This window comes from Nonomuraea sp. N2-4H (assembly GCF_045291505.1).
Taxonomy (GTDB): Bacteria; Actinomycetota; Actinomycetes; order Streptosporangiales; family Streptosporangiaceae; genus Nonomuraea; species Nonomuraea fastidiosa.
Genome location: NZ_CP147987.1, coordinates 880,873 through 901,955 on the forward strand (window position 1 = coordinate 880,873; position 21,083 = coordinate 901,955).

Below are 21,083 nucleotides of genomic sequence, written 5' to 3' on the forward strand. Positions count from 1 at the left end.
GCGCAGTGTTAGCGCTAACACCAGCTCCCTTCCACGCCCGGGGCTCCCGGCCGGGCCGCGTGATCGAAAGGACGCCTATGACCGCACTCTTACGGACAGCCCTCGGCCTGCTCTTGGCCACAATGCTCCTCGTGATCCTTCCACCGGGCGCCGCCCACGCCTCCCCGGCCGTGCAGTACACCAACCCCATCGCCGCCCAGCGCGCCGACCCGCACATCTTCCGGCACACCGACGGCTACTACTACTTCACCGCCACCGTCCCCGAGTACGACCGCATCGTCCTGCGCCGCGCCACCACCATCCAGGGCCTGGCCACCGCCCCCGAGACCGTCATCTGGCGGCGGCACACCACCGGCGAGATGGGCGCCCACATCTGGGCACCCGAGATCCACTTCATCAACGGCAAGTGGTACGTCTACTTCGCCGCGGGCCGCGCCGACGACGTCTGGCGCATCCGCATGTACGTCCTGGAGAACGCCGCCGCCAATCCCCTGACCGGCAGCTGGACCGAGCGCGGCCGCATCGTCACCCCGTGGGACACGTTCTCGCTCGACGCCACCACTTTCGTCGCGGGCGGCGTGCGCTACCTGCTCTGGGCGCAGCAGGAGCCGGGCATCGCCACCAACTCCAACCTCTACCTCGCGCGGATGGGCGCCGACCCGTGGACCATCACCGGTCCCGTCACCCGGCTCACCGTGCCCACGCTGGCGTGGGAGACGCGCGGCTACAAGGTCGCGGAAGGGCCCGCCGTGCTGCAGCGCAACGGGCGGATCTTCCTGACGTACTCCGCGAGCGCCACCGACGCCAACTACTGCATCGGCCTGCTCACCGCCTCCGCCTCCGCCGACCTGCTGCAGGCGTCGTCGTGGACCAAGAGCCAGACGCCCGTCTTCGCCAGCAACGCCGCCACCAGCCAGTACGGGCCGGGGCACAACTCCTTCACCGTCTCCGAGGACGGGCAGAGCGACCTCCTCGTCTACCACGACCGGAACTACCGGGACATCTCCGGCGACCCGCTCAACGACCCGAACCGGCGCACCCGCGTACAGAAGGTGTACTGGCGCTCCGACGGCACGCCCGACTTCGGCATCCCCGTGACGGACGGGGTCACGCCGGTGCGGCTCATGGCGTACGACGTGGCCGGGGCGGCCGTACGGCACTGGGAGTTCCGTGCCCGCCTGGAGAGCGACGTCACGCCGCTGGCCGACTCACAGTTCAGAATCGTCAGCGGGCTGTCCGGCAGCGGCACCGTCTCTCTGGAGTCGGCCAACTTCCCCGGCTACTACCTGCGGCACCGCAACTTCGAAACGTGGGTGCACCAGCGGGACGGCTCCGCCCTGTTCGACGCGGACGCCTCGTTCATCCGGCGCAGCGGTCTGGCCGGCAGCGGCACCGTCTCGTTCGAGTCGGTCAACTATCCCGGCTACTACCTGCGGCACCGGGCGGGGACGGTGTGGGTGGAGCGGGACGACGGGACGAGCGCGTTCCGCAGCAGCGCCAGCTTCATCTTGGAGTGAACGCCGGGGCGGCGGACAAGGGTGGCCAGGGCCGGCGGCACCAGAGCGCGGAAGAGCAGCGACACCAGGAAGCGCGAGGAACCGCCGGCCCGGTCACCCATGCGACATCGGGACCGCGAAGCTGTGCGACAGGCGGAGGCACGAGAGGAGGATGTACCTCGGCTGTACCTCGGCGAGCGATCGGAAACGGTCTCGTGACGCACGTCGCCGCCCGCGCGGAGGAACACCCTCTGCTCGGACGGACGCCTCCTGCGCGGACGCGAGAGCGCCTGCGCGAACGGACACCGCCTGGGCGTACAGGCACCGCTTGGTGTGCGGACATCGCTTGCACGGACGGACACCGCCTGGGCGGACGGACACCGCCTGGGCGGACGGCCGCCGCCTGGGCGGACGGACACCGCTCGGGTGCGCAGACACCGCTTGGGCGCGCAGAGACACCACGAACGTCCCGACGCCCAAACGCCGCAGCCGCACTTACGGCGCAGACACCGCGAACGCGCAGGCGTCCAGTACCGCAGACGCCGCCCGGACCGGAAGCATCGCCGTCCGGACCGGACGCGCCGCCGCCCGGACCCGACGTACACCCGGACCCGACGTACACCGCCTTGACCGGACGCGCCGCCGCTCGGACTGGCCGTGCACCGCCTGGACCGGACTGGACGTACAGCCACCCGGACTGGCCCCTAGACGTACCGCCGCCCGAACTGGACATGTACCGCGGGGACCGGACGCCGCCCGACCTGCAGACGTCAGGAACGCACCGACGGCGGAGAGGTGGAGACACCGCCCCCGCGTGGAGACGTTGGGACACCGCCCGCAGGGAGAGGTGGAGACACCGCCCCGCGTTAGGAGACGCACACCACGAGACCCTTCCCGCGAAGAGTCAGATACGAGTGGGACCCGAGTGAGGAGAGACCAGGAGGTCAGAGGCGGCGGAGTACCGCTACCACCTTGCCCAGCACGCTGGCCTCGTCACCGGGGATCGGCTCGTAGTTGGGGTTGTGGGGGACGAGCCAGACGTGGCCGTCCTTCCGCTTGAAGGTCTTCACCGTGGCCTCGCCGTCGATCATCGCGGCCACGATGTCGCCGCTCTCCGCGACGGGCTGCTGGCGTACGACCACCCAGTCACCGTCGGCGATAGCGGCCTCGATCATCGAGTCACCGGTGACCTGGAGGAGGAACAGCGTGCCCTCACCGACGAGCTGCTTGGGCAGCGCGAAGACGTCTTCGACGCTCTCTTCGGCGAGGATCGGGCCACCGGCGGCGATGCGGCCGACGAGCGGGACGTAGGCGGCGGTCGGGCGGTTGACCGTGGGCTCCTCGGTGCCCGCGTCGGGGTCGACCCACAGCACCGGCTCGCCCGGGAGGCGGACCTCCAAGGCGCGCGGGCGGTGCGGATCGCGCCGCAGGTAACCCTTGCGCTGAAGGGCGGTGAGCTGGTGCGACACGCTGGACGTGCTGGTCAGCTGCACCGCCTCGCCGATCTCACGCATGGAGGGCGGATATCCGCGCTGCTGCACCGAGTCGCGGATCACCTCGAGGATCTTGCGCTGCCTGGGTGTCAAGCCCAGCGCGTCTCGTCGGCGCACCGCGAGGTCATTGACCCCGTTTGTGCCATCCCGCTCGGTCATGCTCTTCCTCCTCGCCTGGCGGCCCGCCTCACCGGCGGACCTCCCGGTGTGTGGTCCTGATGTCGCACACAGCGACCGTATCGCTGTTGAAGATCATCTTCAAACAATTGTTCGAGTCTTCCTCGAAATTGTCGCCAGTGTGGTGTACAACATCGTACGGGAGTTCGATCGACACCGTGTTCGATTCGCCGATCTTATTTGGCCTTTTCCTCAGGCCGCACGGCAGGAGGTCATCCATGCGAACGCCCACAAACTCGGACACGACCAGCGGAGACGTCAACCGGCTCACCTTGATCGCCGAAGCGACGCGGAGTGACGATCGACGGACAGACAATACGCGGGCGGGGGGTAGTGTTCGCGTGAATTCCGGCAAGAGGTTGGGGCCCCGTGGGAGTCGTGGGGGAGGCCCCATTTGCACCTCGTACCACCGCCGCGCACCGGCGAAGACGTCGAGCAGTCGGCACAAAACAACGGGATTCCGGACGAGATAGGGATTACGGGAACGCGCCGTGCATCGGGAAGTCGCGACACGCCCGACAGCATCGGCGACGCGCTTCGAAACGAAAGACGCCCGGCCGGGGCGAGCCGGGGGAGCGGCGACCTGGGAGGCTCCGCGCCGTCCAGGAGCGGAGAAGCAGCGGCGGGTAGCGCGGAGACGAGCGACACGCCGGCCTGGGCCGTAGCAAATCCTGGCAGGTCGCGCTGGTGGCAGCGCGGCGGGGATGGGCTGCGCGACGAGGCGTCCCAGCCCGGCAGGCCAGGCCGGTGGCAACGCGGCGGGGACGGGCTGCGCGACGAGGTGTCCCAGCCCGGCAGGCCAGGCCGGTGGCAGCGCGGCGGGGATGGGCTGCGCGACGACGTGCCTCTGCCCGGCAGACCACGCCGACGCGGGACGAACGCCAGCGGCCTACCCCCCGACCCCACCCCCTCCCGGGCTCGCGAGGGCAGTGCCCGCACCGCGTCCACGCCCGTCACCGGAGGCGGCGAGGGTCCCGGCGATCTCCAGCGAGGTGACGGCGCGGGCGGCGAGTCCTCGGCGGCCGGTACCGGGAGCTGGGACGCTCCTGCGCCTCTCCGTAGTGGCGACGGCAGGGGTCACGCCCTGCCGTCGCCCGCCGTCGGACGTAGCAACGCTGCCGCCCGTCTCCGGTGGGACGATGGCATGATCCGCGCATCCTCGGAGGACGGAGCCGGGAGCCCCGGCGGTCCTACGCGGCGTGGTGATGGCGTAGGCCGCGCATTGCCAGGGACCGCGGGTAGGAGTGGGGACGCTCCTACGCGTGCTCGGCGCGGAAGTGGCAGGGGGCGCGCCTTGTTGAGTGCCGCTGGTGGGAGCGGCGGTGCTCCTGAGGCTCTCCGGCGCGGTGACGGCGGTGCTCTCGAAACTCTTCGGCGCGGTGATGGTGGTGGTCACGCCGTGTCGCCGTCCACCGCCGGACGCAAAGACGACGCTCCTGCTCGTTCCCAGCGCGGTGATGGCAGGGGGCGCGTCTCCTCGGCGGGGGCCGGAGTAGGGGGCGGCGCTCCTGCTCGCCTGCGGCGTGGTGATGGCACGGGCCGCGTTTCGTCACCGGCCTCCGCTGGAATCGGCGGCCCCTCTGGGCCGTCTCGGCGTGGTGAGGGCAGGTCTCCTAAGTCGTTCCGGCGTGATGAGGGCAGGTCTTCTGGGTCGCTCCGGCGTGGTGAGGGCAGGTTTGACACCCCTCTTGGCCGTGTCCTCGCTTCCCGGAGCGTGCAGGGCAAGGCCATTGGTGGCATCGCCCTCTTCCGGCGCTTCCGGAAGCGAGCCGACGCTGGTGAGGTCGGCGGCGTACCCCAGCGGGCTCGGCTGACGCTTATTCAGGGAGAGGCCGGGACGCGTGAGTCGGAGCGAGCCGGCAGATCCGGGCGACGCTCTGCGCCGGCCACCAAGGAACACGGCGGCGCGCTTTCATCGGGCCGAACCAGCGGGGCCGCGAGGCCAGGGGCGAGCGCGACCAGGCGGGGGAAGGCGGCAGGTCGGCAGGCGGAGGCTGACCCCGAGGCGGGATCGCAGCGCGAGACGACGGGCGAGCGCGAAAAGGCGGCTCTCGCTTCCCGCCGGGGCAGCGTGGTCCAGCGGGGCGGCGCGGCTCGGCGGGGCGGCATGGCTCAGCGGGAGAGCACCCTCGGGCGCGGGAACGCTGCCGTGCAGGACGGCGCGACCTGGCGGCCCGGTCGAGCTGGGCAGGGCAGTGCGGCGGGGCTGGGGAGTGCGATCGGGCGGCAGGACCGGACCGGGCGGGACGGTGGGTCTGGGCGAGACAGTGCGATCGGGCGGGGGAGTTCGGCCGGGCGGGGGAGCGCCGGGAGGCCCGTGGGCGTGGGCGGGCGGGAGCGAGGCGGTGCGCCTGGGCTGGGGAGGGCCGGGGCGAGGCGGCAGGCGGCTTCTGTGCGGTTGACGCGGCGCGGACGGATCGTGCTGGTCGTCGCGGCGGCGTTGCTGTCGCTGGGCGGCTTCTGGCTCGGCACGCGGGCCGCTGGTTACGCGGCGGTGCAGGTGGTGGTGACCGACCACACCGGCCTGCCGTGGGTGGAAGTGCACAAGGGGGATACGTTGTGGAAGATCGCTGATGCACTCGCGGAGGGGGAGGACCCCGCTGCTCTGGTGGAGGAGATCAAGCGGCTGAACGGCCTGCCCGACTCCTTTATCCAGCCCGGCAGCCGTCTGTACGTGCCGAGAAACGCCGCCGCGTTACGGTGATCGACCCCCAAGGCGATCGCTCCGGGACAACAGCATTCCGGGCGAGCCCGCCACCGTGTTCGGTGTTCGGGTGGGGTGCACTATGACGATTACTTCCGGGTGGGGTGCGCTACGGCGGTCAGCCTCTGAAGGGGTGCGCCACGCCGGTCAGTTTCCGAGGGGGTGCGCTACGGCGGTCAGCCCCTGAGGGGGTGCGCCACGCCGGTCAGTTTCCGGGTGAGGGTGCGCAACCGCGATCAGCTCACCGGTGGGTGCGTTACGCCCATCAGCTTCCGGATGAACGAGCCGCGATGATCAGCGCCCGGGTATGTGCGCCACGCTGATCCCTCGACACTCCGACCCCCGAAGATCCCGGCAAGGCCGCACCCCGCCTGGCAGGGGAGCACCCGGAGGGCGGGGCAGTGCGGCCGGAGGGGAGAGCTTGGGGCCCGTGTAGGTGGGAGCGCGTGAGTCGGGTGCGGAATGCGTTGGCAAGCGTGACTGGTTGGTCGGATGAAACGGCGGTCATCGCGACGGGAGGAAGCGTGGCGAGTGTCGGTCGGTCTCGCTGTGAGATTCGTTCACGTGCGAGGCCGAACACAACCGATGTGACGCTCTCACCTGCGAGAAGATCACCCGCGGCGGCGCGACACGCCCGGGACGCGTGAGCCCGGTGGGCTGATCAGCGACTTCGGCGGAAAGAGTCGGCTCGAGTTGCGTTCATGGCGGCGCGCTTCTACGGTTGGACCACAACATCTAGTAGTTTCACCGATGTAGTTCACCACACCTTGTGTTTCCGTGACCGCTCCATGGGGTGCCGTGGAGCGTGCTTCAGCGTCCCGTCACGGGGTTTTCTGCGGCGTGTGGTGGCCGCAGGTCTTGGAGGCGAAAAAGCGTGCACTGTCCGTTCTGTCGCCACCCTGACACCAGGGTCATCGACAGTCGCTCGACGGACGACGGTGCGGCCATCCGGCGCAGGCGGACCTGTCCCGAGTGCGGACGCAGGTTCACCACGCAGGAGACCGTACTGCTCATGGTGAGCAAGCGCAGCGGAGTGACGGAGCCGTTCTCGCGTGACAAGGTCGTCGCGGGCGTACGGCGGGCCTGCCAGGGCAGGCCGGTCAGTGAGGATTCGCTGGCGCAGCTGGGGCAGCGGGTGGAAGAGGCCATCAGGGCGAAGGGTGCGGCCGAGATCCCGTCCAACGAAGTGGGGCTGGCCATCCTCGGGCCGCTGCGCGAGCTGGATGAGGTGGCGTACCTGCGGTTCGCATCGGTGTATCGCGGTTTCGAGAGCCTGGCGGACTTCGAAGCCGAGATCAAACAGTTGAAGGCGGAGAAGGGGGAGTCATGACGGAGACGGCCAGCGGTTCAGTGGCGCGCGGGGGCAAGCGTCCGCGTAAGGGCCTGAAGATGAAGCGGATCTTCACCAAGCCCGGTGTGCACCCGTATGACGAGATCAAGTGGGAGCGCCGGGACGTCGTCATGACGAACTGGCGCGACGGGTCGGTCAACTTTGAGCAGCGAGGTGTCGAGTTCCCCGACTTCTGGTCGGTGAACGCGACGAACATCGTGACGACCAAGTACTTCCGTGGCGCCGTGGGCACGCCGCAGCGCGAGTGGAGCCTCAAGCAGCTCATCGACCGGGTCGTGGGCGTCTACACGAAGACGGGTCTCGAGCACGGCTACTTCGCGAGCGAAGAGGACGCCGAGATCTTCGACCATGAGTTGAAGTACGCGTTGGCGCACCAGATATTCGCGTTCAACTCGCCGGTGTGGTTCAACGTGGGCACGCAGTCGCCGCAGCAGGTGAGCGCGTGCTTCATCCTCTCCGTGGACGACACGATGGAGTCGATCCTGGAGTGGTACAAGGAAGAGGGCGTGATCTTCAAGGGCGGCTCCGGGTCGGGTGTCAACCTGTCGCGGATCCGTTCCTCGAAGGAGTTGCTGTCGAGCGGCGGCACGGCCAGCGGGCCGGTGTCGTTCATGCGCGGCGCCGACGCGTCGGCGGGGACGATCAAGTCCGGCGGCGCCACCCGCCGGGCCGCCAAGATGGTCGTGCTCGACGTCGACCACCCCGACATCGAGGAGTTCATCGAGACGAAGGCGCGCGAGGAGGACAAGATCCGCGCGCTGCGCGACGCCGGGTTCGACATGGACCTCGGCGGCAAGGACATCGTCTCGGTGCAGTACCAGAACGCCAACAACTCCGTCCGCGTCTCCGACGAGTTCATGCGCGCGGTGGAGAACGGCGGCGAGTTCGGCCTGCGCGCCCGCCTGACCGGCGAGGTGATCGAGAAGGTCGACGCGCGGACGCTGTTCCGCAAGATGGCCCAGGCCGCCTGGGAGTGCGCCGACCCCGGCATCCAGTACGACGACACGATCAACGACTGGCACACCACCCCCGAGACCGGCCGCATCACCGCCAGCAACCCCTGCAGCGAGTACGTCCACCTCGACAACTCCTCCTGCAACCTGGCCAGCATCAACCTGCTGAAGTTCCTGCAGGACGACGGCTCCTTCAACATCGCCGACTTCGTCAAGCTGACCGAGCTGATCATCACCGCGATGGACATCTCGATCGTCTTCGCCGACTTCCCGACGGAGAAGATCGGTGAGACGACGCGGGCGTACCGGCAGCTCGGCATCGGCTACGCCAACCTCGGCGCGCTGCTGATGGCGACCGGCCACGCCTACGACTCCGACGGCGGCCGGGCGGTGGCGGCGGCGATCACGTCGCTGATGACCGGTGTGTCCTACCGGCGCAGCGCCGAGCTGGCGAGCGTGGTGGGCCCGTACGAGGGCTACGCCCGCAACGCCGAGCCGCACAAGCGGGTCATGCGCAAGCACGCGGCGGCCAACGACGACCTGCGCACCATCGGCACCATGGACGCCAAGATCCACGCCGAGGCGACGCGTCAGTGGTCGGAGTGCCTGAAGCTGGGCGAGAAGTACGGCTACCGCAACGCCCAGGCCAGCCTGCTGGCCCCCACGGGCACGATCGGCCTGATGATGGACTGCGACACGACCGGCATCGAGCCGGACCTGGCGCTGGTCAAGTTCAAGAAGCTCGTCGGCGGCGGCTCGATGCAGATCGTCAACCAGACGGTCCCGCGGGCGCTCAAGCAGCTCGGCTACCAGCAGGAGCAGATCGAGGCCATCGTCGAGTACATCGCCGAGCACGGCCACGTCGTCGACGCCCCCGGCCTGCGCCAGGAGCACTACGAGGTGTTCGACTGCGCGATGGGCGAGCGGGCGATCGCTCCCATGGGGCACGTCCGGATGATGGCGGCCACGCAGCCGTTCCTGTCCGGCGCCATCTCCAAGACCGTCAACCTGCCCGAGTCGGCCACGGTCGACGACATCGAGCAGGTCTACCTCGAGGGCTGGCGGCTCGGACTGAAGGCCCTCGCCGTCTACCGCGACAACTGCAAGGTCGGCCAGCCGCTGTCGGCCGGCGACAGCGCGAAGAAGCAGGAGCAGAAGGCCGAGCCGGAGGTCAAGGTCGTCGAGGTCAACCGGCCGACCCGCCGCCGCATGCCCAACCAGCGGCCGAGCACGACCACCCGGTTCACGGTGGGCGGCGCGAAGGGCTACATGACCGCCTCGTCCTACCCGGACGACGGTCTCGGCGAGGTCTTCCTCAAGATGTCCAAGCAGGGCTCGACGCTGGCGGGCGTCATGGACGCCTTCTCGGTGGCGATCTCCATCGGCCTCCAGTACGGCGTGCCGCTGGAGACGTACGTCAGCAAGTTCGTCAACATGCGGTTCGAGCCGGCCGGGATGACCGACGACCAGGACATCCGGATGGCCACCTCGGTGATGGACTACATCTTCCGCAGGCTGGCCCTTGACCACCTGCCGTACGAGGAGCGGGCGGCGCTCGGCATCTTCTCGGCGGCCGAGCGGGCGGCGCAGCAGCGCGGCGAGGACCCGGCGGCGCTGCAGGAGGCGGTCGACCGCGAGGCGCTCGCGCAGTCGGCTCCGATCGAGTCGGCGGCCGCCGCGGCTGCCGCCACCGCCGAGCCGAAGGCCGAGAAGGAGCTGCCGGCCGTCAAGCAGGAGCTGACGCTGGAGAGCCACCGGCGCTTCACGGCCGACGCGCCGCTCTGCATGACCTGCGGTACGAAGATGCGCCCGGCGGGCAGCTGCTACGTCTGCGAGGGCTGCGGTTCGACCAGCGGCTGCAGCTGATCTGACGCCGCTGATACGGGCGGTCGCGTGACGACCGTGTGAACGAGGGGGCCCGGATTCCGATCCGGGCCCCCTCTGCGTTGCTTACGCGGTGGGTCAGAAGTCGAGCACTGAGCGCAGCACGTCGGGTTTGTTGGTGATGATGCCGTCCACCCGGTACGTCACCATCCGCCGCATGACGTCGGGGTCGTCCACCGTCCAGGTGAGGACGTCCATGCCGAGCTTGTGGACCTGGCGCACGTACCCGGCCGTCACATCGTCGTACGGCGGGTTGATCTGGTCGGCGAACGAGGCCAGCCCCGGCAGCTCACCGGTCGAAGGCGTGCCCAGCAGGCCGATCGGCACCTGCGGCATCAGGCGCGCGAACCGGCGCATGGAGTTCCAGTCGAACGACTGCACCACCAGCCGCCCCGGCGCCAGCCAGGAGGAGTGCCGGCGCAGCTCGGCGGCGATGCGGCTCTCGATACCCGGGTAGAGGCTCGGGGACTTGACCTCGAGCAGCAGGCCGATGCCCTCGTCGCGCATCTCCTCCAGCGCCTCGCCCAGCGTGGGCACGGGCTCGCCCTTGTACTTGCCGGACTTCCAGGAGCCGGCGTTGAGCTTGCGGATCTGGGCGAGGGTGAGATCGCCGACGTTCCACGGAGCGAGGTCCGGGAAGCGGCTCTCCACGTCGGTGGTACGGGTCAGCGTGGTGTCGTGCATCAGGACCAGGTGGTGGTCCTTGGTCTCCTGAACGTCCAGCTCGAACATGTCGGCGCCTTGGTCGGCGGCCAGGCGGAACGCGGCGAGGGTGTTCTCCGGCGCGTACGCGGAGGCACCGCGGTGGGCGACGGCGGTGACCGTCGCCGCGGCGCTCTCCACCGCGCTGGTCGCGTTCGCACCGGGGGCGGCAGGGGTGGGGAAGATGAGGGACAGTGAGGCAATGGTCAGCACGGCGAGCCGCTGAATCATGAGTCTCCTCTGGTGGGAAGAGATGACGACTCGACGGTGACAAGATCTTGTGACTTCGAGTTGAGGGGAGGGTAACCCAGCGGTGCCGCACGGATGAGCAATAGACACGCGGATCGAAGGTAAAGAAATCCGCGGGTTGGCCGACCTCGGGGAGGTTCGCGCGGCATTACGCGACATACCGTGCCAAGGGGGCAGGCGGCGGGGAGGGACGTTCCGCGCGGACGGCGCAGGCGGGTGGTTCTGTGCGAACAGCGCAGGCAGGCGGTTCCGCGCAAACGGGGGCGTGCGGGTGATTTCGTGTGGACGGTTGCGTGTGGGCGATTCCGTGTGAAGGGTGCAGGCGGGTTGTTCTGTGCAAACGGGGGCGTGCGGGTGGTTTTGTGTGGACGGTGGCGTGTCGGGGGTTCTGCGCAAAGGGCGCAGGCGGGAAGTTTCGCGTGAACGGTGGCGCGCGGGGCGGCTCTGCGCGAACGGTGGCTCGTCCGGCGAGGCGCGGCGTCAGCCGATGGGCAGGGACGTTCCGTACAGGCGGCTCACACGGATCCTGATCACGAGGCGCTGGTCCGCCACCATCCGACGCAGAAACGCCTCCTCCTGCCCCGGCCCCGAGACGGCGGACGGCGGCTGCATCGCCAGCAGCTCCCTGCCCACCTCGTCGCCCGGCTCGGTGCTCACCGGCGACAGCTCGGCCTCCCCCTCGGCCACGACGAAGGCCATGAAGTCGTCGCTGGCGACGTACAGCGCGCAGCGCGGGTCCTTATGGAGCCGGCGCACCTTGAGCCGCCCGGCGATCGTGGAGATGCGGACGACGCGCTGCTGCGGGTCCCAGGTGTAGGCGACGGTCGACAGATGGGGGTGGCCGCTGCTCTGGTTGGTGGCCAGCGCGCCGAAGCGCTGCGCGGCCAGGAGGCCGGACAGTTGCTCATCCCGCATGGACTGGGGCGCGGGCCCCGCTCCCGGACCGTACTTCTCCGCCATTCACCGACCCATCGGCTAGATAAGGGGAAATATCACCTTATATCGAGATGCCGAGCTGGCGGCTGAAGGTCTGCAGGTCAGAGATCACCCAGTATTCGGCGAATCGCCCCTCCCGGGCCCGCAGAATGTCGTGCCCGCTGAAGGCGACCCCGGTGCCCTCGGGCGCCGTCGCCCCGGGCAGCCCACCCCGGTAGATCCCCGCGAACGTCCACCGCGCCGCCACGAGATCGCCGTCCACGATCGGCCCCACGTCGAGGGTCAGGTGCACGCCGGCGAACGGCTCGTGCGCCTGCCGCAGCGCCTCGGCGAGTCCTTCGGGCCCCGAGACGTCCATGCCGGGCCAGTGACCGACGAAGTCGGGGGTGACCAGCTCGCCGGTCAGGGAGAAGTCGCCGTTCCACAGCTCGAAGAGCCATCGTCGGTAGAGGTCGGCCGGCATACGTCCCCCCTACCCGGTGACCTGTAGGTTACGACTCATGAACCTCGCCATTACCAGTGGATACGTTGTGCCCGTCGACGGCGACCCCATCGACGGGGGAACCGTCCTCATCCAGGACGGCAAGATCGCCGCCGTCGGCCGGGACGTCGCGATCCCCGAAGGCACCCGCGTCGTCGACGCCGCGGGCCGCTGGGTGCTGCCCGGCTTCGTGGAGGCCCATGGTCACCTCGGCGTGTACGAGGAGGCCGAGGGCTGGGCGGGCCAGGACACCAACGAGATGACCGACCCCAACGGCGCCCGCCTGCGCGCGCTCGACGCCATCAACCCGGCCGACATGGCCTTCGGCGACGCGCTGTCCGGCGGCGTGACCACCGCCGTGATCAAGCCGGGCTCCGGCAACCCCATCGGCGGCCAGACGGTCGCGGTCAAGTGCTGGGGCAGGACGGTCGACGAGATGCTGATCAAGGAGCCGGTCAGCGTCAAGAGCGCGCTCGGCGAGAACCCCAAGCGCGTCTACGGCGAGCAGAAGAAGCTGCCCTCCACCCGCCAGGGGGTCGCCGCGGTGATCCGCGACGCGTTCATGAAGGCACAGGACTACAAGGCGAGGAAGGCCGCGGCGGCGGACGAGGGCAAGCCGTTCGACCGCGACGCGACGCTGGAGACCCTGGTACGCGTGCTCGACGGCGAACTGCCCTGGTGCCAGCACACCCACCGCGCCGACGACATCGCCACCGCGCTGCGGCTGGCCGACGAGTTCGGCTACCGCCTGGTGATCAACCACGGCACCGAGGGCCACCTGCTGGCCGACATCCTGGCCGAGCGGAACGTCCCGGTCATCATCGGCCCGCTGTTCACCAGCCGGTCGAAGGTCGAGCTGCGGGAGCGCTCGCTGCGCAACCCCGGCATCCTCGACCGGGCCGGCGTCGAGGTGGCGATCACCACCGACCACCCCGTCGTGCCCATCCACTTCCTCGTCCACCAGGCCACGCTGGCGGTCAAGGAGGGGCTCGACCGGGCCGCCGCGCTGCGCTCGATCACCGTCAACCCGGCCCGCATCATGGGCATCGACGACCGGGTGGGCGCGCTGCGTCCGGGCCTCGACGGCGACGTGGTCATCTGGGACGGCGACCCGCTCGACGTGATGAGCCGCGCGGTGCAGGTTTTCATCGCGGGCCGGGAAGTGTATTCCTACGCAGACGGCGAATCCGTGGTGGCAGATCCTTATTACCGGGAATCGAGCGACCGTTAAGCGTGCGTGACGGCCGGGGCGCATAGCCGGTCGGGGAGACGGGAAGAGAGGGCACCACCATGACTGCTCCGCTGCTCGCCCAACGCCCCAGCAAGGCCCTGCTGATCGGGCTTGTCGCCTCCGGTCTCCTCGCGCTCATCGTGCTCGCGGTGATGCTGCACGCCGGCGGTCCCGTCGGGTTCGGCCTGTCCGCGCTGCTGGGCCTTGCACCCCTTCCGGTGCTCCTCGCGGCCGTGCTCTCGCTGGACAGGCTCGAGCCCGAGCCGAAGCTCAACCTGGCCTTCGCCTTCGCCTGGGGCGCGGGCGTGGCGATCGTGGCGGGCATCGCGCTGACGCTCGCCGGCCAGGAGCTGTTCACCAGGGCCGGGTACGCCGCCGCGACCGTCCGCGACGTGGGCTCCATCGTGCTGGCCCCGGTGATCGAAGAGGCGCTCAAGGGCTCCGCTCTGCTGCTGCTCCTGCGCAGGCGCGCGGAGATCGACGGGCTGACCGACGGCATCGTGTACGCCTCCATGACCGGCCTCGGCTTCGCCACCGTCGAGAACGTCGGCTACTACCTGCTGGCCTTCGGCGAGGACGGCCCCGGCGCGGCCGTGCAGCTCTTCGTGATGCGCGGCCTGATCGACCCGCTCGGTCATCCGATCTACACCTCGATGATCGGTCTCGGTGTCGCATACGCGCTGACCCGCGGCACCGCGGGCAGGTACGCCGCCATCCCGCTCGGCTACCTGGGCGCGGTCTTCCTGCACGGCCTGTGGAACGGGGCGGCGAGCACAGGGTCGCTGAACGTGCTCGGCGGCGCGTACCTGGTGATCATGGTGGCGCTGATCGTGCTGATCGTGGTGACCGTCAACGAGCGCCGCCACCTCATCGCGAAGATGGCCTACTACCTGCCCGCCTACCAGGCCACGGGGCTGATCAGCGACGCCGATCTGCGCATGCTCACCACGCTGTCCACCCGCAAGGCGGCCCGCAGGTGGGCCAGGAAGGCGGGGCTCGGCCGGGCCATGAGCGACTACCAGCACGCGGCGACCGAGCTGACCATGCTGCACGTCAGGGCCGAGCGCAAGGGAATGGACCCGGCGCGGTTCGCGGCCGAGCGCGACGCGTACCTGGCGGCGATGGCCAGGTCGCGCCGCTGGTGAGGGGCGCCGGTACGAGCGGCGCGGCGGGCGCGGGTGAGGCTCGCACGGGCGGCACGAAGGGCGCGGGTGAGGCTCGTACGAGCAGGACGGCCGGCGGGGGTCAGGCTCGTACGAGCAGGACGGCGGGCGCGGTCAGGCCGGTGAGCAGGATCGCGGCCGTCACCGCGACCGTCGTGCCCTGCGACAGGCCGAAGGCCGCCACAGCGGCCGCCATGCCGGCCGCGCCCAGCGACGAGCCGATGTACCTCGCGGTGTTGTTGGCCCCCGAGCCCATGCTGACCCGGTGGGCGGGCACGCTCTCGATCGCCAGGTGGCTGATGGAGGAGTTGATCAGCCCTGAGCCCGTCCCGCTGACCGCCAGCCCGGCAACGAGCAGCGGCAGCGACAGCGAGGTGGCCAGGCTGAGCAGGCAGAGATAGCCGGTCGCGCTGAGCGCGAGGCCGAGCGCGAACCGTTCGGCGGTGCGCAGGCGTACGCGGGCGGACAGCAGCGACGTGACGAAGGACATCCCCGCCCAGACCGCGAACAGCAAGGCGGTGTCCAGCGCGGTCAGCCCGTACGACGCCTGCAGCAGCGTCGGCAGGTAGCTGAGCAGTCCCACCACCGCCGTGCCCACGATCACCGCACCGCCGGTCGCGACCAGGAACAGCGGACGCCGGAACAGCGCCATGTCGAGCAGCGGCTCGCGCCGGCGCAGCTCGACGGCCACGAACGCGGCGATCAGCACCGCGGCCGCCCAGAACGCCCACACCACGACAGGCCGCGACCAGCCCAGACGCCCCTCGGTCACGCCCGCGACCAGCGCCGCCAGGCCGAGGGTGAGCAGCACCACGCCCGGCAGGTCCGGCCGGCGCGGCGCGGGCGCGCGCGACTCGTCGAGCGCCCTTGCCGACACCACGGTCAGGGCCAGCGCGGCGGCGGCGGTCAGCCAGTAGACCGCCCGCCAGCTCACCGCCGTCGCCACCAGGCCGGACAGCAGCGGGCCCGCCATCGTGCCGAGCCCGATCATGGCGCCGTAACGGCCGGTCGCGCGCACCCGGGCGGCGCCGGTGGGGAAGGCGTGTCCCACGATGCCCAGGCCGGCGGCCAGCATGGCCGCGCTCGCCCCGCCCTGCACGAGCCTGGCCAGCACGAACGTCACCACGCCCGGACTCGCCGCGGCCAGCACGCTCGACGCGGCGAGCACGCCGCTGCCGATCACGAGCACCCTCCTGCGCCCGTAGTCGTCCGCGAGCCCGCCCGCGACCAGCAGCGATGACGACAGCCCGAGCGCGATCGAGCCGAGGATCCACACCGGCCCCGTCGGCCCGGCCTCCAGCGACCGCGCGATCTGCGGCAGCGTCACCATCGGCGAGGAGAAGTTCGTCATGGCGAGGAACGGAGCCGACGTCGCCACGGGAAGCGTCCACCGCCGGGGAACGGCCACCGAAGGTTCGGTCATTGAACTCACATCGCGCACGGTAGCACGGTTCGGTGAATGAACTAACATGTGGGGCGTGGCGCTCGGAAAGGACTACGCAGGCCAGGACTGCTCGCTGGCCGGCGCGCTCGAAGTGATCGGAGAGCGGTGGACGCTGCTCGTCGTCCGCGACGCCCTGTACGGCGTGCGCCGCTTCGCGGACTTCCAGGCCCACCTCGACATCCCGAAGGCCGTGCTGTCCCAGCGCCTGTCCACGCTCGTCGCCGCCGGCGTCCTCGAACGCCGCCGGTACCAGGACTCACCGCCGCGCCACGAGTACGTCCTGACCCCCATGGGTCACGAGCTGTGGCCGCCCGTGCTGGCGCTGATCGGATGGGGCGAGCGGCACCTGTCCGAGCGCGGCCCGCGCCGGCTGTTCCACCACGTGGCCTGCGGCATCCGGCTCGATCACGCGTCCCGCTGCCCGTCCTGCGATCGTACGGTCCCTCTTGAGGAGATCGAGATCCGCCCGGGTCCCGGCCTGCGCCACGACGCCAGGCAAGATCCGGTCAGCCGCGCCCTTCAGACCCCGCACCGGATGCTTTCCCCCATTTCTGAAAAGATTGGGGAAACCCCCGAAGGGAGATCACATGACGTGGACGGAGATCGAGTCGGAGGCTGAGCTCCGCGAGCTGCTGGGAGAGGTCAAGCCCCGGGCCGCCACGAAGGACCGGCCCCGCCTGCACCAGCGCGACCGCGAGTGGCTGGCGGCCTCGCCGTTCTGCCTGATCGCGACGTCCGACGACACCGGCGCCTGCGACGTCTCGCCCAAGGGCGACCCCGCGGGGTTCGTCCACGTCATCGACGACACCACGATCGCCATCCCGGACCGGCCGGGGAACCGCAGGGCCGACGGATTCCGCAATATCCTGAAAAATCCGCACGTAGGGCTGATCTTTCTGATTCCGGGGCGGAACGAGACCCTCCGCATCAACGGCCGCGCCCGGCTCGTCCGCGAAGCGCCGTTCTTCGACGAGATGATCGTCAAGGGTCACCGCCCGCATCTCGCGCTCGTCGTCGAGATCGAGCAGATCTTCCACCACTGCCCCAAGGCGTTCCTGCGCTCGTCGCTGTGGAAGCCGGACACCTGGAACCCCGGCGCGCTGCCGTCGCACGCGCGGATCATCAAGGACGTGCAGCCGGTGGAGGAGACGCTCGAAGAGCTCGAACGTTACTACGGCGACTCTTACAAGGAGCGCCTGTACGGCTGAGTCGAAAGGGCGCCTGAACGGCTGAATCGGAAAGGCGCCTGCACGGTGGATCAAGACCGCTTGAAGCGCCTGAGCGGCTGCATTCGCCGCCTCGCGGTCCGGGCCCGGGTCGCGGCCCGGACCGCGGTGAGGCTCGGCGAACGGGGGTCTCAGGCGGCGGGGGTCGGCCCGCCCGGAAAACGGATGACGTTTCTGCCGGTGTAGGCACGCAGGTCGACGACCTTGGCATCGGCAGGGGGCTTGCGACGGCGATCCGCCGACCGGATGTCGCGGATCTTGTGCCTGGCAACAGCTGGCGGCACCACCACAAGCCTCTTCATCGTGAGCCCCCCGTGATAGTCCTGTTACCTATGTTATCTACAGATACCCCCGTAAGTTCGGTGTAAGGAGCAAGTCAGTAGGGAAGCCGGCGACCCGCCGGCGACCGCAGGTCGAGCTCCAGCGCCGGCCGGGGGCGCCGCTTGGCCGACTTCGTGACTCTGACGCGTTTCATGGTGTTTCCCCCTTCCGAAGCGCGTCCTTCTCCTTAACGTCCGTGTGCCGCGTCGGCGACGCGATGACGGCTCCTTGCCCGCCGCCATGCGCGCCAACCTAATCCGGGCCGCCTGCTCGCTCAACGTATTTCTACGAAGACGGCAGGAGTCTCTCGTGACGGGTGAATGGTCGCGGCGGGTGCTGATTCGTTTGAGAACGGGGACCGGCGTGTCTCTCGCGTCCCCTCTTCCGCACCCTACCCCTGACTCGCCACCTCATCAGCGCCGCTCATAAGGCCTGGTCATCAGCCCTGGCAGTTGCCCCACGACTTGCGCCCGCCCCACGCGGTGACGCGGTTGTCGGGGTCGCGCGTCCAGCCGCTGTAGCGCACACACTTCCAGGCCCCGTCGATGTGGCCGGTCTCGGCGTAGTAGCGGTAGCGCTGGACGTCCTCGCTCCGGCCGCCGCCGCGCACTTCGAGGTAGGCGCCGGTGGTCGTGCGGGCGCCCACGTAGGCGGTCTTGATGGCGGCCACGCAGTTCTTGCCGCTGCGCTTGTTGTACATCAGGTAGACGTGGCCGAACACGGCTCCGCGCGGGGTCTTCATCGCCCGGTGGCCGTCCTTGACGCGGTGGAAGCCCTTGCCGCAGACGCGTTCGGGGGTGTACGCGGCCGCGGCGGCGTACGCGGGGGCGGGGACGGCGGCGATCCCGGCGGCGGCGAGCGCGGCCGCGATGATCGTTCGGGTCAGCACGAAGAACCCTTCTGGAAGGTGAGCATGAGCAGGACGATCTTTACTGTGCTTTGACCGAAATTTCAACCGAAACGATCGGATGCCCGTCATGTCGGGACTAGTGGTGGAAAGGCCGGAATATCGAGCGCTCTTGGGGAAGGGGGACCGCGTAACCGGGTATGCGACCGGGCGGACCGACCGATTGAGGGGATCACCATGGCCGTCTGCGAGACCTGCGGAAACGACTACGACATGGCCTTCGAAGTGCGCGCGCAGGGAGCCGTGCACACCTTCGACTGCTTCCAGTGCGCGATCGAGGCCATGGCGCCCATCTGCGAGCACTGCGGCACCAAGGTCATCGGGCACGGCGTGCAGTCGGGCGAGCACTGGTACTGCTGCGCCCACTGCGCCCGCCAGGAGGGCACTCAGGGCATCGTCGACCGCGTGATGGCCGGCACCGCCACCTGACCCCGCCCCGATGTAGCAACGCCGCCCAAGGAGGAAGCGCGACGTGCCGCGCCGCCGCGCCCGAGCCGAGCGCGGCGGCGCGACGAATCGCGGCCTGGTCAAGGTGGACGAGCCTGAGGCCGGGGCCAGGCGGCGAAGCCTGAGCGTGGCGCGCGGCCGGGATCAGGCGGCGAAGCCTGAGCGTGGCGCGCGGCCGGGATCAGGCGGCGAAGCCTGAGCGCGGCGCGCGGCTAGGTCAGGCGGTGAAGCCGATGTCCTCGTACTGGAGGTCGAAGAAGCCGCGCGCCCCCACGTTGGCCAGCGTCTCGCGGACGGCCACCATCTGCGGGCGCTGGTAGAGCGGCAGCACGTTCACCAGCGGCCAGAGCAGCTTGTCGGCCTCGTTGGTCAGCGCACGCGCCTGCACCGGATCGAGGCTCTGCGCGGCCCGGCTCATCGCCTTGTCGATCTCCGCAGACCCGGTACGCCCGAAGTTCGCGTTCCAGTTCTGGCCGTTGGTCGCGTTGGCGTAGATGCCGTAGCTGCTGGAGACCGGGAACGGCGTGCCGATGTAGGCGAACGGCGTGATGTCGAAGTTGCCGGGGATGACGTACTTGGTGAAGAAGTCGTCGCTCGGCACCGCCTTGATGGTGAGCTTCACCCCGATCTGCGCGAGCATGCTCTGCGCCAGCTCGCCCTCGGCCTTGCTGATCTGCACCCCCGACGGCACCACGAACCGCAGGTCGAGCGTCCTGCCCTGCTTCTGCCTGACCTGGCCGTTCAGCTTCCAGCCCGCCGCGTCGAGGAGCTGCTTGGCCTTCTCGGGGTTGTAGACGCCGAGCTCACCGGCGTTGTCCTGGTAGCCCTCCTGGGTGTTCATGAAGAAGTGGTTGTTCAGCACGGTGATCGGCCAGTCGAGGCCCTGCAGGTCGGACTGCGCGATGGCCTGGCGGTTGATGCCGAGCTGGATGGCCTGGCGGACCCGTACGTCCCTGAGCAGGTCGCTGGAGCCGTTGAAGGTGAAGTGCCGGAAATCGGGGCCGGCGGCCGTGCGCACCTGCGCGCCCGTGGTGGCCTTGGCCCGCGCGTAGTCGGGGGCGGACGGCCCGATGTCGATGATGTCCAGCTCACCGTTGCCGAACGCGCTGATCAGCGAGTCCTGCTCGGAGGACCGGAAGATGATCCGGTCGAGCTTGGCCCGCCGGCCCCACCAGGCGTCGTCGCGGACCAGCGTGATCGTCTTGGCCGTCTGGTCGAACCCGCCGAACTTGAACGGCCCCGCCGTCACCGGGATCTTGTTGAGCCACGCGGTGTTGAACGACTCGGGGTTACGGTTGGTCGAGGCCGGCAGCAGCGGCCCGAACAGCGCCTGCCAGTCGCCGAACGGCCGCTCGAACGTCACCACCACCTCGTAGTCGTCCTTGCCCCGCGCGACCTTCTCGATGTCCTGGTAGCCGGTGGAGGAGACGATGCGGTAGTCGGGGTCGCGCCCGTTGAGCGCCTGCCACTGGGCGCGGTAGTCGGCCCACGTGATCGGCTTGCCGTCGGACCACTTGGCCTTCGGGTTGAGCCGGTACGTCACCACCTGCTTGGGCTTCTGGCTGGTCACCCGGGCGTCGAGCACGTAGTCGGTGTCGACCGAGATCTCCGCCTTCTCGTTGGAGACGAACGGCCCCGGCAGCAGCGCGTTGCTGACCACCGCGGCCATCGCCAGGTTGCCGTCGACGTGGTTCCTGTTCCACTGCGTGGGGAACTCGTTGATGCCCCAGCGCAGCGTCCCGCCGTCCTTGACCTTCTCGCGCGGCTGCGGGTTGATGTCGTACGCCTTGAGCTCCCGCTCATCCCCGGCGCTGTCAAGGCCACTCGCGCCGCTGCCCTGCTGGTCGCCGCAGCCCGCCAGCAGCAGCGCACACGCCACGGCGGCCGACACGAGTCGACGTGATCGTTTCATCGAGCG

At 69.7% G+C, this 21,083-nt stretch carries 17 protein-coding genes; 9 read left to right on the forward strand and 8 right to left on the reverse strand.

The window, feature by feature from the left end; genetic code table 11:
- The first annotated feature begins 131 nt into the window (after positions 1 to 131).
- Entirely contained in the window at positions 132 to 1,517 is a 1,386-nt protein-coding gene (locus WBK31_RS04090; RefSeq protein ID WP_406674347.1) for a family 43 glycosylhydrolase, read from the forward strand.
- A 923-nt stretch (positions 1,518 to 2,440) separates the two neighbouring features.
- On the opposite strand, the gene lexA is transcribed toward WBK31_RS04090, so the two are convergent.
- Positions 2,441 to 3,148 (reverse strand): transcriptional repressor LexA, encoded by a 708-nt coding sequence (gene lexA, locus WBK31_RS04095; RefSeq protein WP_364067022.1) that lies wholly within the window; start codon positions 3,146 to 3,148, stop codon positions 2,441 to 2,443.
- Positions 3,149 to 5,585: 2,437 nt separating this feature from the next.
- On the opposite strand from lexA, the gene WBK31_RS04100 reads away from it, so the two are divergent.
- The 3 genes from WBK31_RS04100 (at position 5,586) to WBK31_RS04110 (ending at position 10,040) form a co-directional block, all read left to right on the forward strand.
- Positions 5,586 to 5,870, forward strand: coding sequence for a LysM peptidoglycan-binding domain-containing protein (locus tag WBK31_RS04100; RefSeq protein WP_378784647.1), 285 nt, complete (start codon positions 5,586 to 5,588; stop codon positions 5,868 to 5,870).
- 874 nt (positions 5,871 to 6,744) lie between these two features.
- Positions 6,745 to 7,200: a transcriptional regulator NrdR gene (nrdR, locus tag WBK31_RS04105; protein ID WP_043614619.1), complete on the forward strand. Its 456-nt coding sequence runs from the start codon at positions 6,745 to 6,747 to the stop codon at positions 7,198 to 7,200.
- Positions 7,197 to 10,040, forward strand: coding sequence for a vitamin B12-dependent ribonucleotide reductase (locus WBK31_RS04110; protein ID WP_364067016.1), 2,844 nt, complete (start codon positions 7,197 to 7,199; stop codon positions 10,038 to 10,040). Before nrdR ends, WBK31_RS04110 begins: the two co-directional genes overlap by 4 nt.
- Before the next feature lie 96 nt (positions 10,041 to 10,136).
- Here WBK31_RS04110 and WBK31_RS04115 read toward each other — a convergent pair whose 3' ends face one another.
- The 3 genes from WBK31_RS04115 to WBK31_RS04125 all read right to left on the reverse strand — a co-directional run bounded on the left by WBK31_RS04115 (position 10,137) and on the right by WBK31_RS04125 (position 12,408).
- Positions 10,137 to 10,991, reverse strand: a complete 855-nt coding sequence (locus WBK31_RS04115) for a glycerophosphodiester phosphodiesterase (protein ID WP_406674348.1) — start codon at positions 10,989 to 10,991, stop codon at positions 10,137 to 10,139.
- Between the two features lie 498 nt (positions 10,992 to 11,489).
- A complete protein-coding gene (locus WBK31_RS04120) occupies positions 11,490 to 11,924 on the reverse strand; it encodes a TIGR03618 family F420-dependent PPOX class oxidoreductase (protein ID WP_364067013.1) in 435 nt (144 codons plus the stop codon).
- 82 nt (positions 11,925 to 12,006) lie between these two features.
- Positions 12,007 to 12,408 carry an ester cyclase gene (locus tag WBK31_RS04125; protein ID WP_364067011.1) on the reverse strand — a complete coding sequence of 134 codons (402 nt, stop codon included), beginning with the start codon at positions 12,406 to 12,408 and terminating at the stop codon, positions 12,007 to 12,009.
- Positions 12,409 to 12,445: 37 nt separating this feature from the next.
- On the opposite strand from WBK31_RS04125, the gene WBK31_RS04130 reads away from it, so the two are divergent.
- Together WBK31_RS04130 and WBK31_RS04135 are read left to right on the forward strand one after the other, a co-directional pair.
- Positions 12,446 to 13,657 carry an amidohydrolase gene (locus WBK31_RS04130; RefSeq protein ID WP_364067009.1) on the forward strand — a complete coding sequence of 404 codons (1,212 nt, stop codon included), beginning with the start codon at positions 12,446 to 12,448 and terminating at the stop codon, positions 13,655 to 13,657.
- Between the two features lie 59 nt (positions 13,658 to 13,716).
- Positions 13,717 to 14,802, forward strand: coding sequence for a PrsW family intramembrane metalloprotease (locus WBK31_RS04135; RefSeq protein ID WP_364067007.1), 1,086 nt, complete (start codon positions 13,717 to 13,719; stop codon positions 14,800 to 14,802).
- A gap of 100 nt (positions 14,803 to 14,902) precedes the next feature.
- Here the strand turns inward: WBK31_RS04135 and WBK31_RS04140 are convergent, their stop codons facing one another.
- Entirely contained in the window at positions 14,903 to 16,243 is a 1,341-nt protein-coding gene (locus WBK31_RS04140; protein WP_406674349.1) for an MFS transporter, read from the reverse strand.
- Positions 16,244 to 16,289: 46 nt separating this feature from the next.
- Between WBK31_RS04140 and WBK31_RS04145 the strand changes: the two genes are divergently transcribed.
- A complete protein-coding gene (locus WBK31_RS04145; RefSeq protein WP_406674350.1) occupies positions 16,290 to 16,883 on the forward strand; it encodes a winged helix-turn-helix transcriptional regulator in 594 nt (197 codons plus the stop codon).
- Positions 16,852 to 17,472 carry a pyridoxamine 5'-phosphate oxidase family protein gene (locus tag WBK31_RS04150; RefSeq protein WP_364067001.1) on the forward strand — a complete coding sequence of 207 codons (621 nt, stop codon included), beginning with the start codon at positions 16,852 to 16,854 and terminating at the stop codon, positions 17,470 to 17,472. The genes WBK31_RS04145 and WBK31_RS04150 overlap by 32 nt, the downstream gene beginning before the upstream one ends.
- Before the next feature lie 149 nt (positions 17,473 to 17,621).
- On the opposite strand, the gene WBK31_RS04155 is transcribed toward WBK31_RS04150, so the two are convergent.
- Complete coding sequence (locus tag WBK31_RS04155; RefSeq protein ID WP_364066999.1) at positions 17,622 to 17,792, reverse strand: hypothetical protein; 171 nt, start codon at positions 17,790 to 17,792, stop codon at positions 17,622 to 17,624.
- A gap of 458 nt (positions 17,793 to 18,250) precedes the next feature.
- Positions 18,251 to 18,700, reverse strand: a complete 450-nt coding sequence (locus tag WBK31_RS04160) for a hypothetical protein (protein WP_364066997.1) — start codon at positions 18,698 to 18,700, stop codon at positions 18,251 to 18,253.
- A 195-nt stretch (positions 18,701 to 18,895) separates the two neighbouring features.
- Here WBK31_RS04160 and WBK31_RS04165 point away from each other — a divergent pair, with 195 nt between their 5' ends.
- Positions 18,896 to 19,147: a hypothetical protein gene (locus tag WBK31_RS04165; protein WP_364066995.1), complete on the forward strand. Its 252-nt coding sequence runs from the start codon at positions 18,896 to 18,898 to the stop codon at positions 19,145 to 19,147.
- Between the two features lie 235 nt (positions 19,148 to 19,382).
- Here WBK31_RS04165 and WBK31_RS04170 read toward each other — a convergent pair whose 3' ends face one another.
- The gene (locus WBK31_RS04170; protein ID WP_406674351.1) at positions 19,383 to 21,077 is read right to left on the reverse strand and encodes an ABC transporter family substrate-binding protein; all 1,695 of its coding nucleotides are present in this window, start codon (positions 21,075 to 21,077) and stop codon (positions 19,383 to 19,385) included.
- Positions 21,078 to 21,083: the final 6 nt, after the last annotated feature.

What these genes read in the sequence shown, in the direction of transcription:
- lexA (WP_364067022.1), bottom strand. Translation starts at nt 3,148, where the DNA reads ATGACCGAGCGGGATGGCACAAACGGGGTCAATGACCTCGCGGTGCGC.
- WBK31_RS04110 (WP_364067016.1), top strand. Translation starts at nt 7,197, where the DNA reads ATGACGGAGACGGCCAGCGGTTCAGTGGCGCGCGGGGGCAAGCGTCCG.
- WBK31_RS04115 (WP_406674348.1), bottom strand. Translation starts at nt 10,991, where the DNA reads ATGATTCAGCGGCTCGCCGTGCTGACCATTGCCTCACTGTCCCTCATC.
- WBK31_RS04120 (WP_364067013.1), bottom strand. Translation starts at nt 11,924, where the DNA reads ATGCGGGATGAGCAACTGTCCGGCCTCCTGGCCGCGCAGCGCTTCGGC.
- WBK31_RS04125 (WP_364067011.1), bottom strand. Translation starts at nt 12,408, where the DNA reads ATGCCGGCCGACCTCTACCGACGATGGCTCTTCGAGCTGTGGAACGGC.
- WBK31_RS04130 (WP_364067009.1), top strand. Translation starts at nt 12,446, where the DNA reads ATGAACCTCGCCATTACCAGTGGATACGTTGTGCCCGTCGACGGCGAC.
- WBK31_RS04135 (WP_364067007.1), top strand. Translation starts at nt 13,717, where the DNA reads ATGACTGCTCCGCTGCTCGCCCAACGCCCCAGCAAGGCCCTGCTGATC.
- WBK31_RS04140 (WP_406674349.1), bottom strand. Translation starts at nt 16,243, where the DNA reads ATGACCGAACCTTCGGTGGCCGTTCCCCGGCGGTGGACGCTTCCCGTG.
- WBK31_RS04145 (WP_406674350.1), top strand. Translation starts at nt 16,290, where the DNA reads ATGTGGGGCGTGGCGCTCGGAAAGGACTACGCAGGCCAGGACTGCTCG.
- WBK31_RS04150 (WP_364067001.1), top strand. Translation starts at nt 16,852, where the DNA reads ATGACGTGGACGGAGATCGAGTCGGAGGCTGAGCTCCGCGAGCTGCTG.
- WBK31_RS04155 (WP_364066999.1), bottom strand. Translation starts at nt 17,792, where the DNA reads ATGAAGAGGCTTGTGGTGGTGCCGCCAGCTGTTGCCAGGCACAAGATC.
- WBK31_RS04165 (WP_364066995.1), top strand. Translation starts at nt 18,896, where the DNA reads ATGGCCGTCTGCGAGACCTGCGGAAACGACTACGACATGGCCTTCGAA.
- WBK31_RS04170 (WP_406674351.1), bottom strand. Translation starts at nt 21,077, where the DNA reads ATGAAACGATCACGTCGACTCGTGTCGGCCGCCGTGGCGTGTGCGCTG.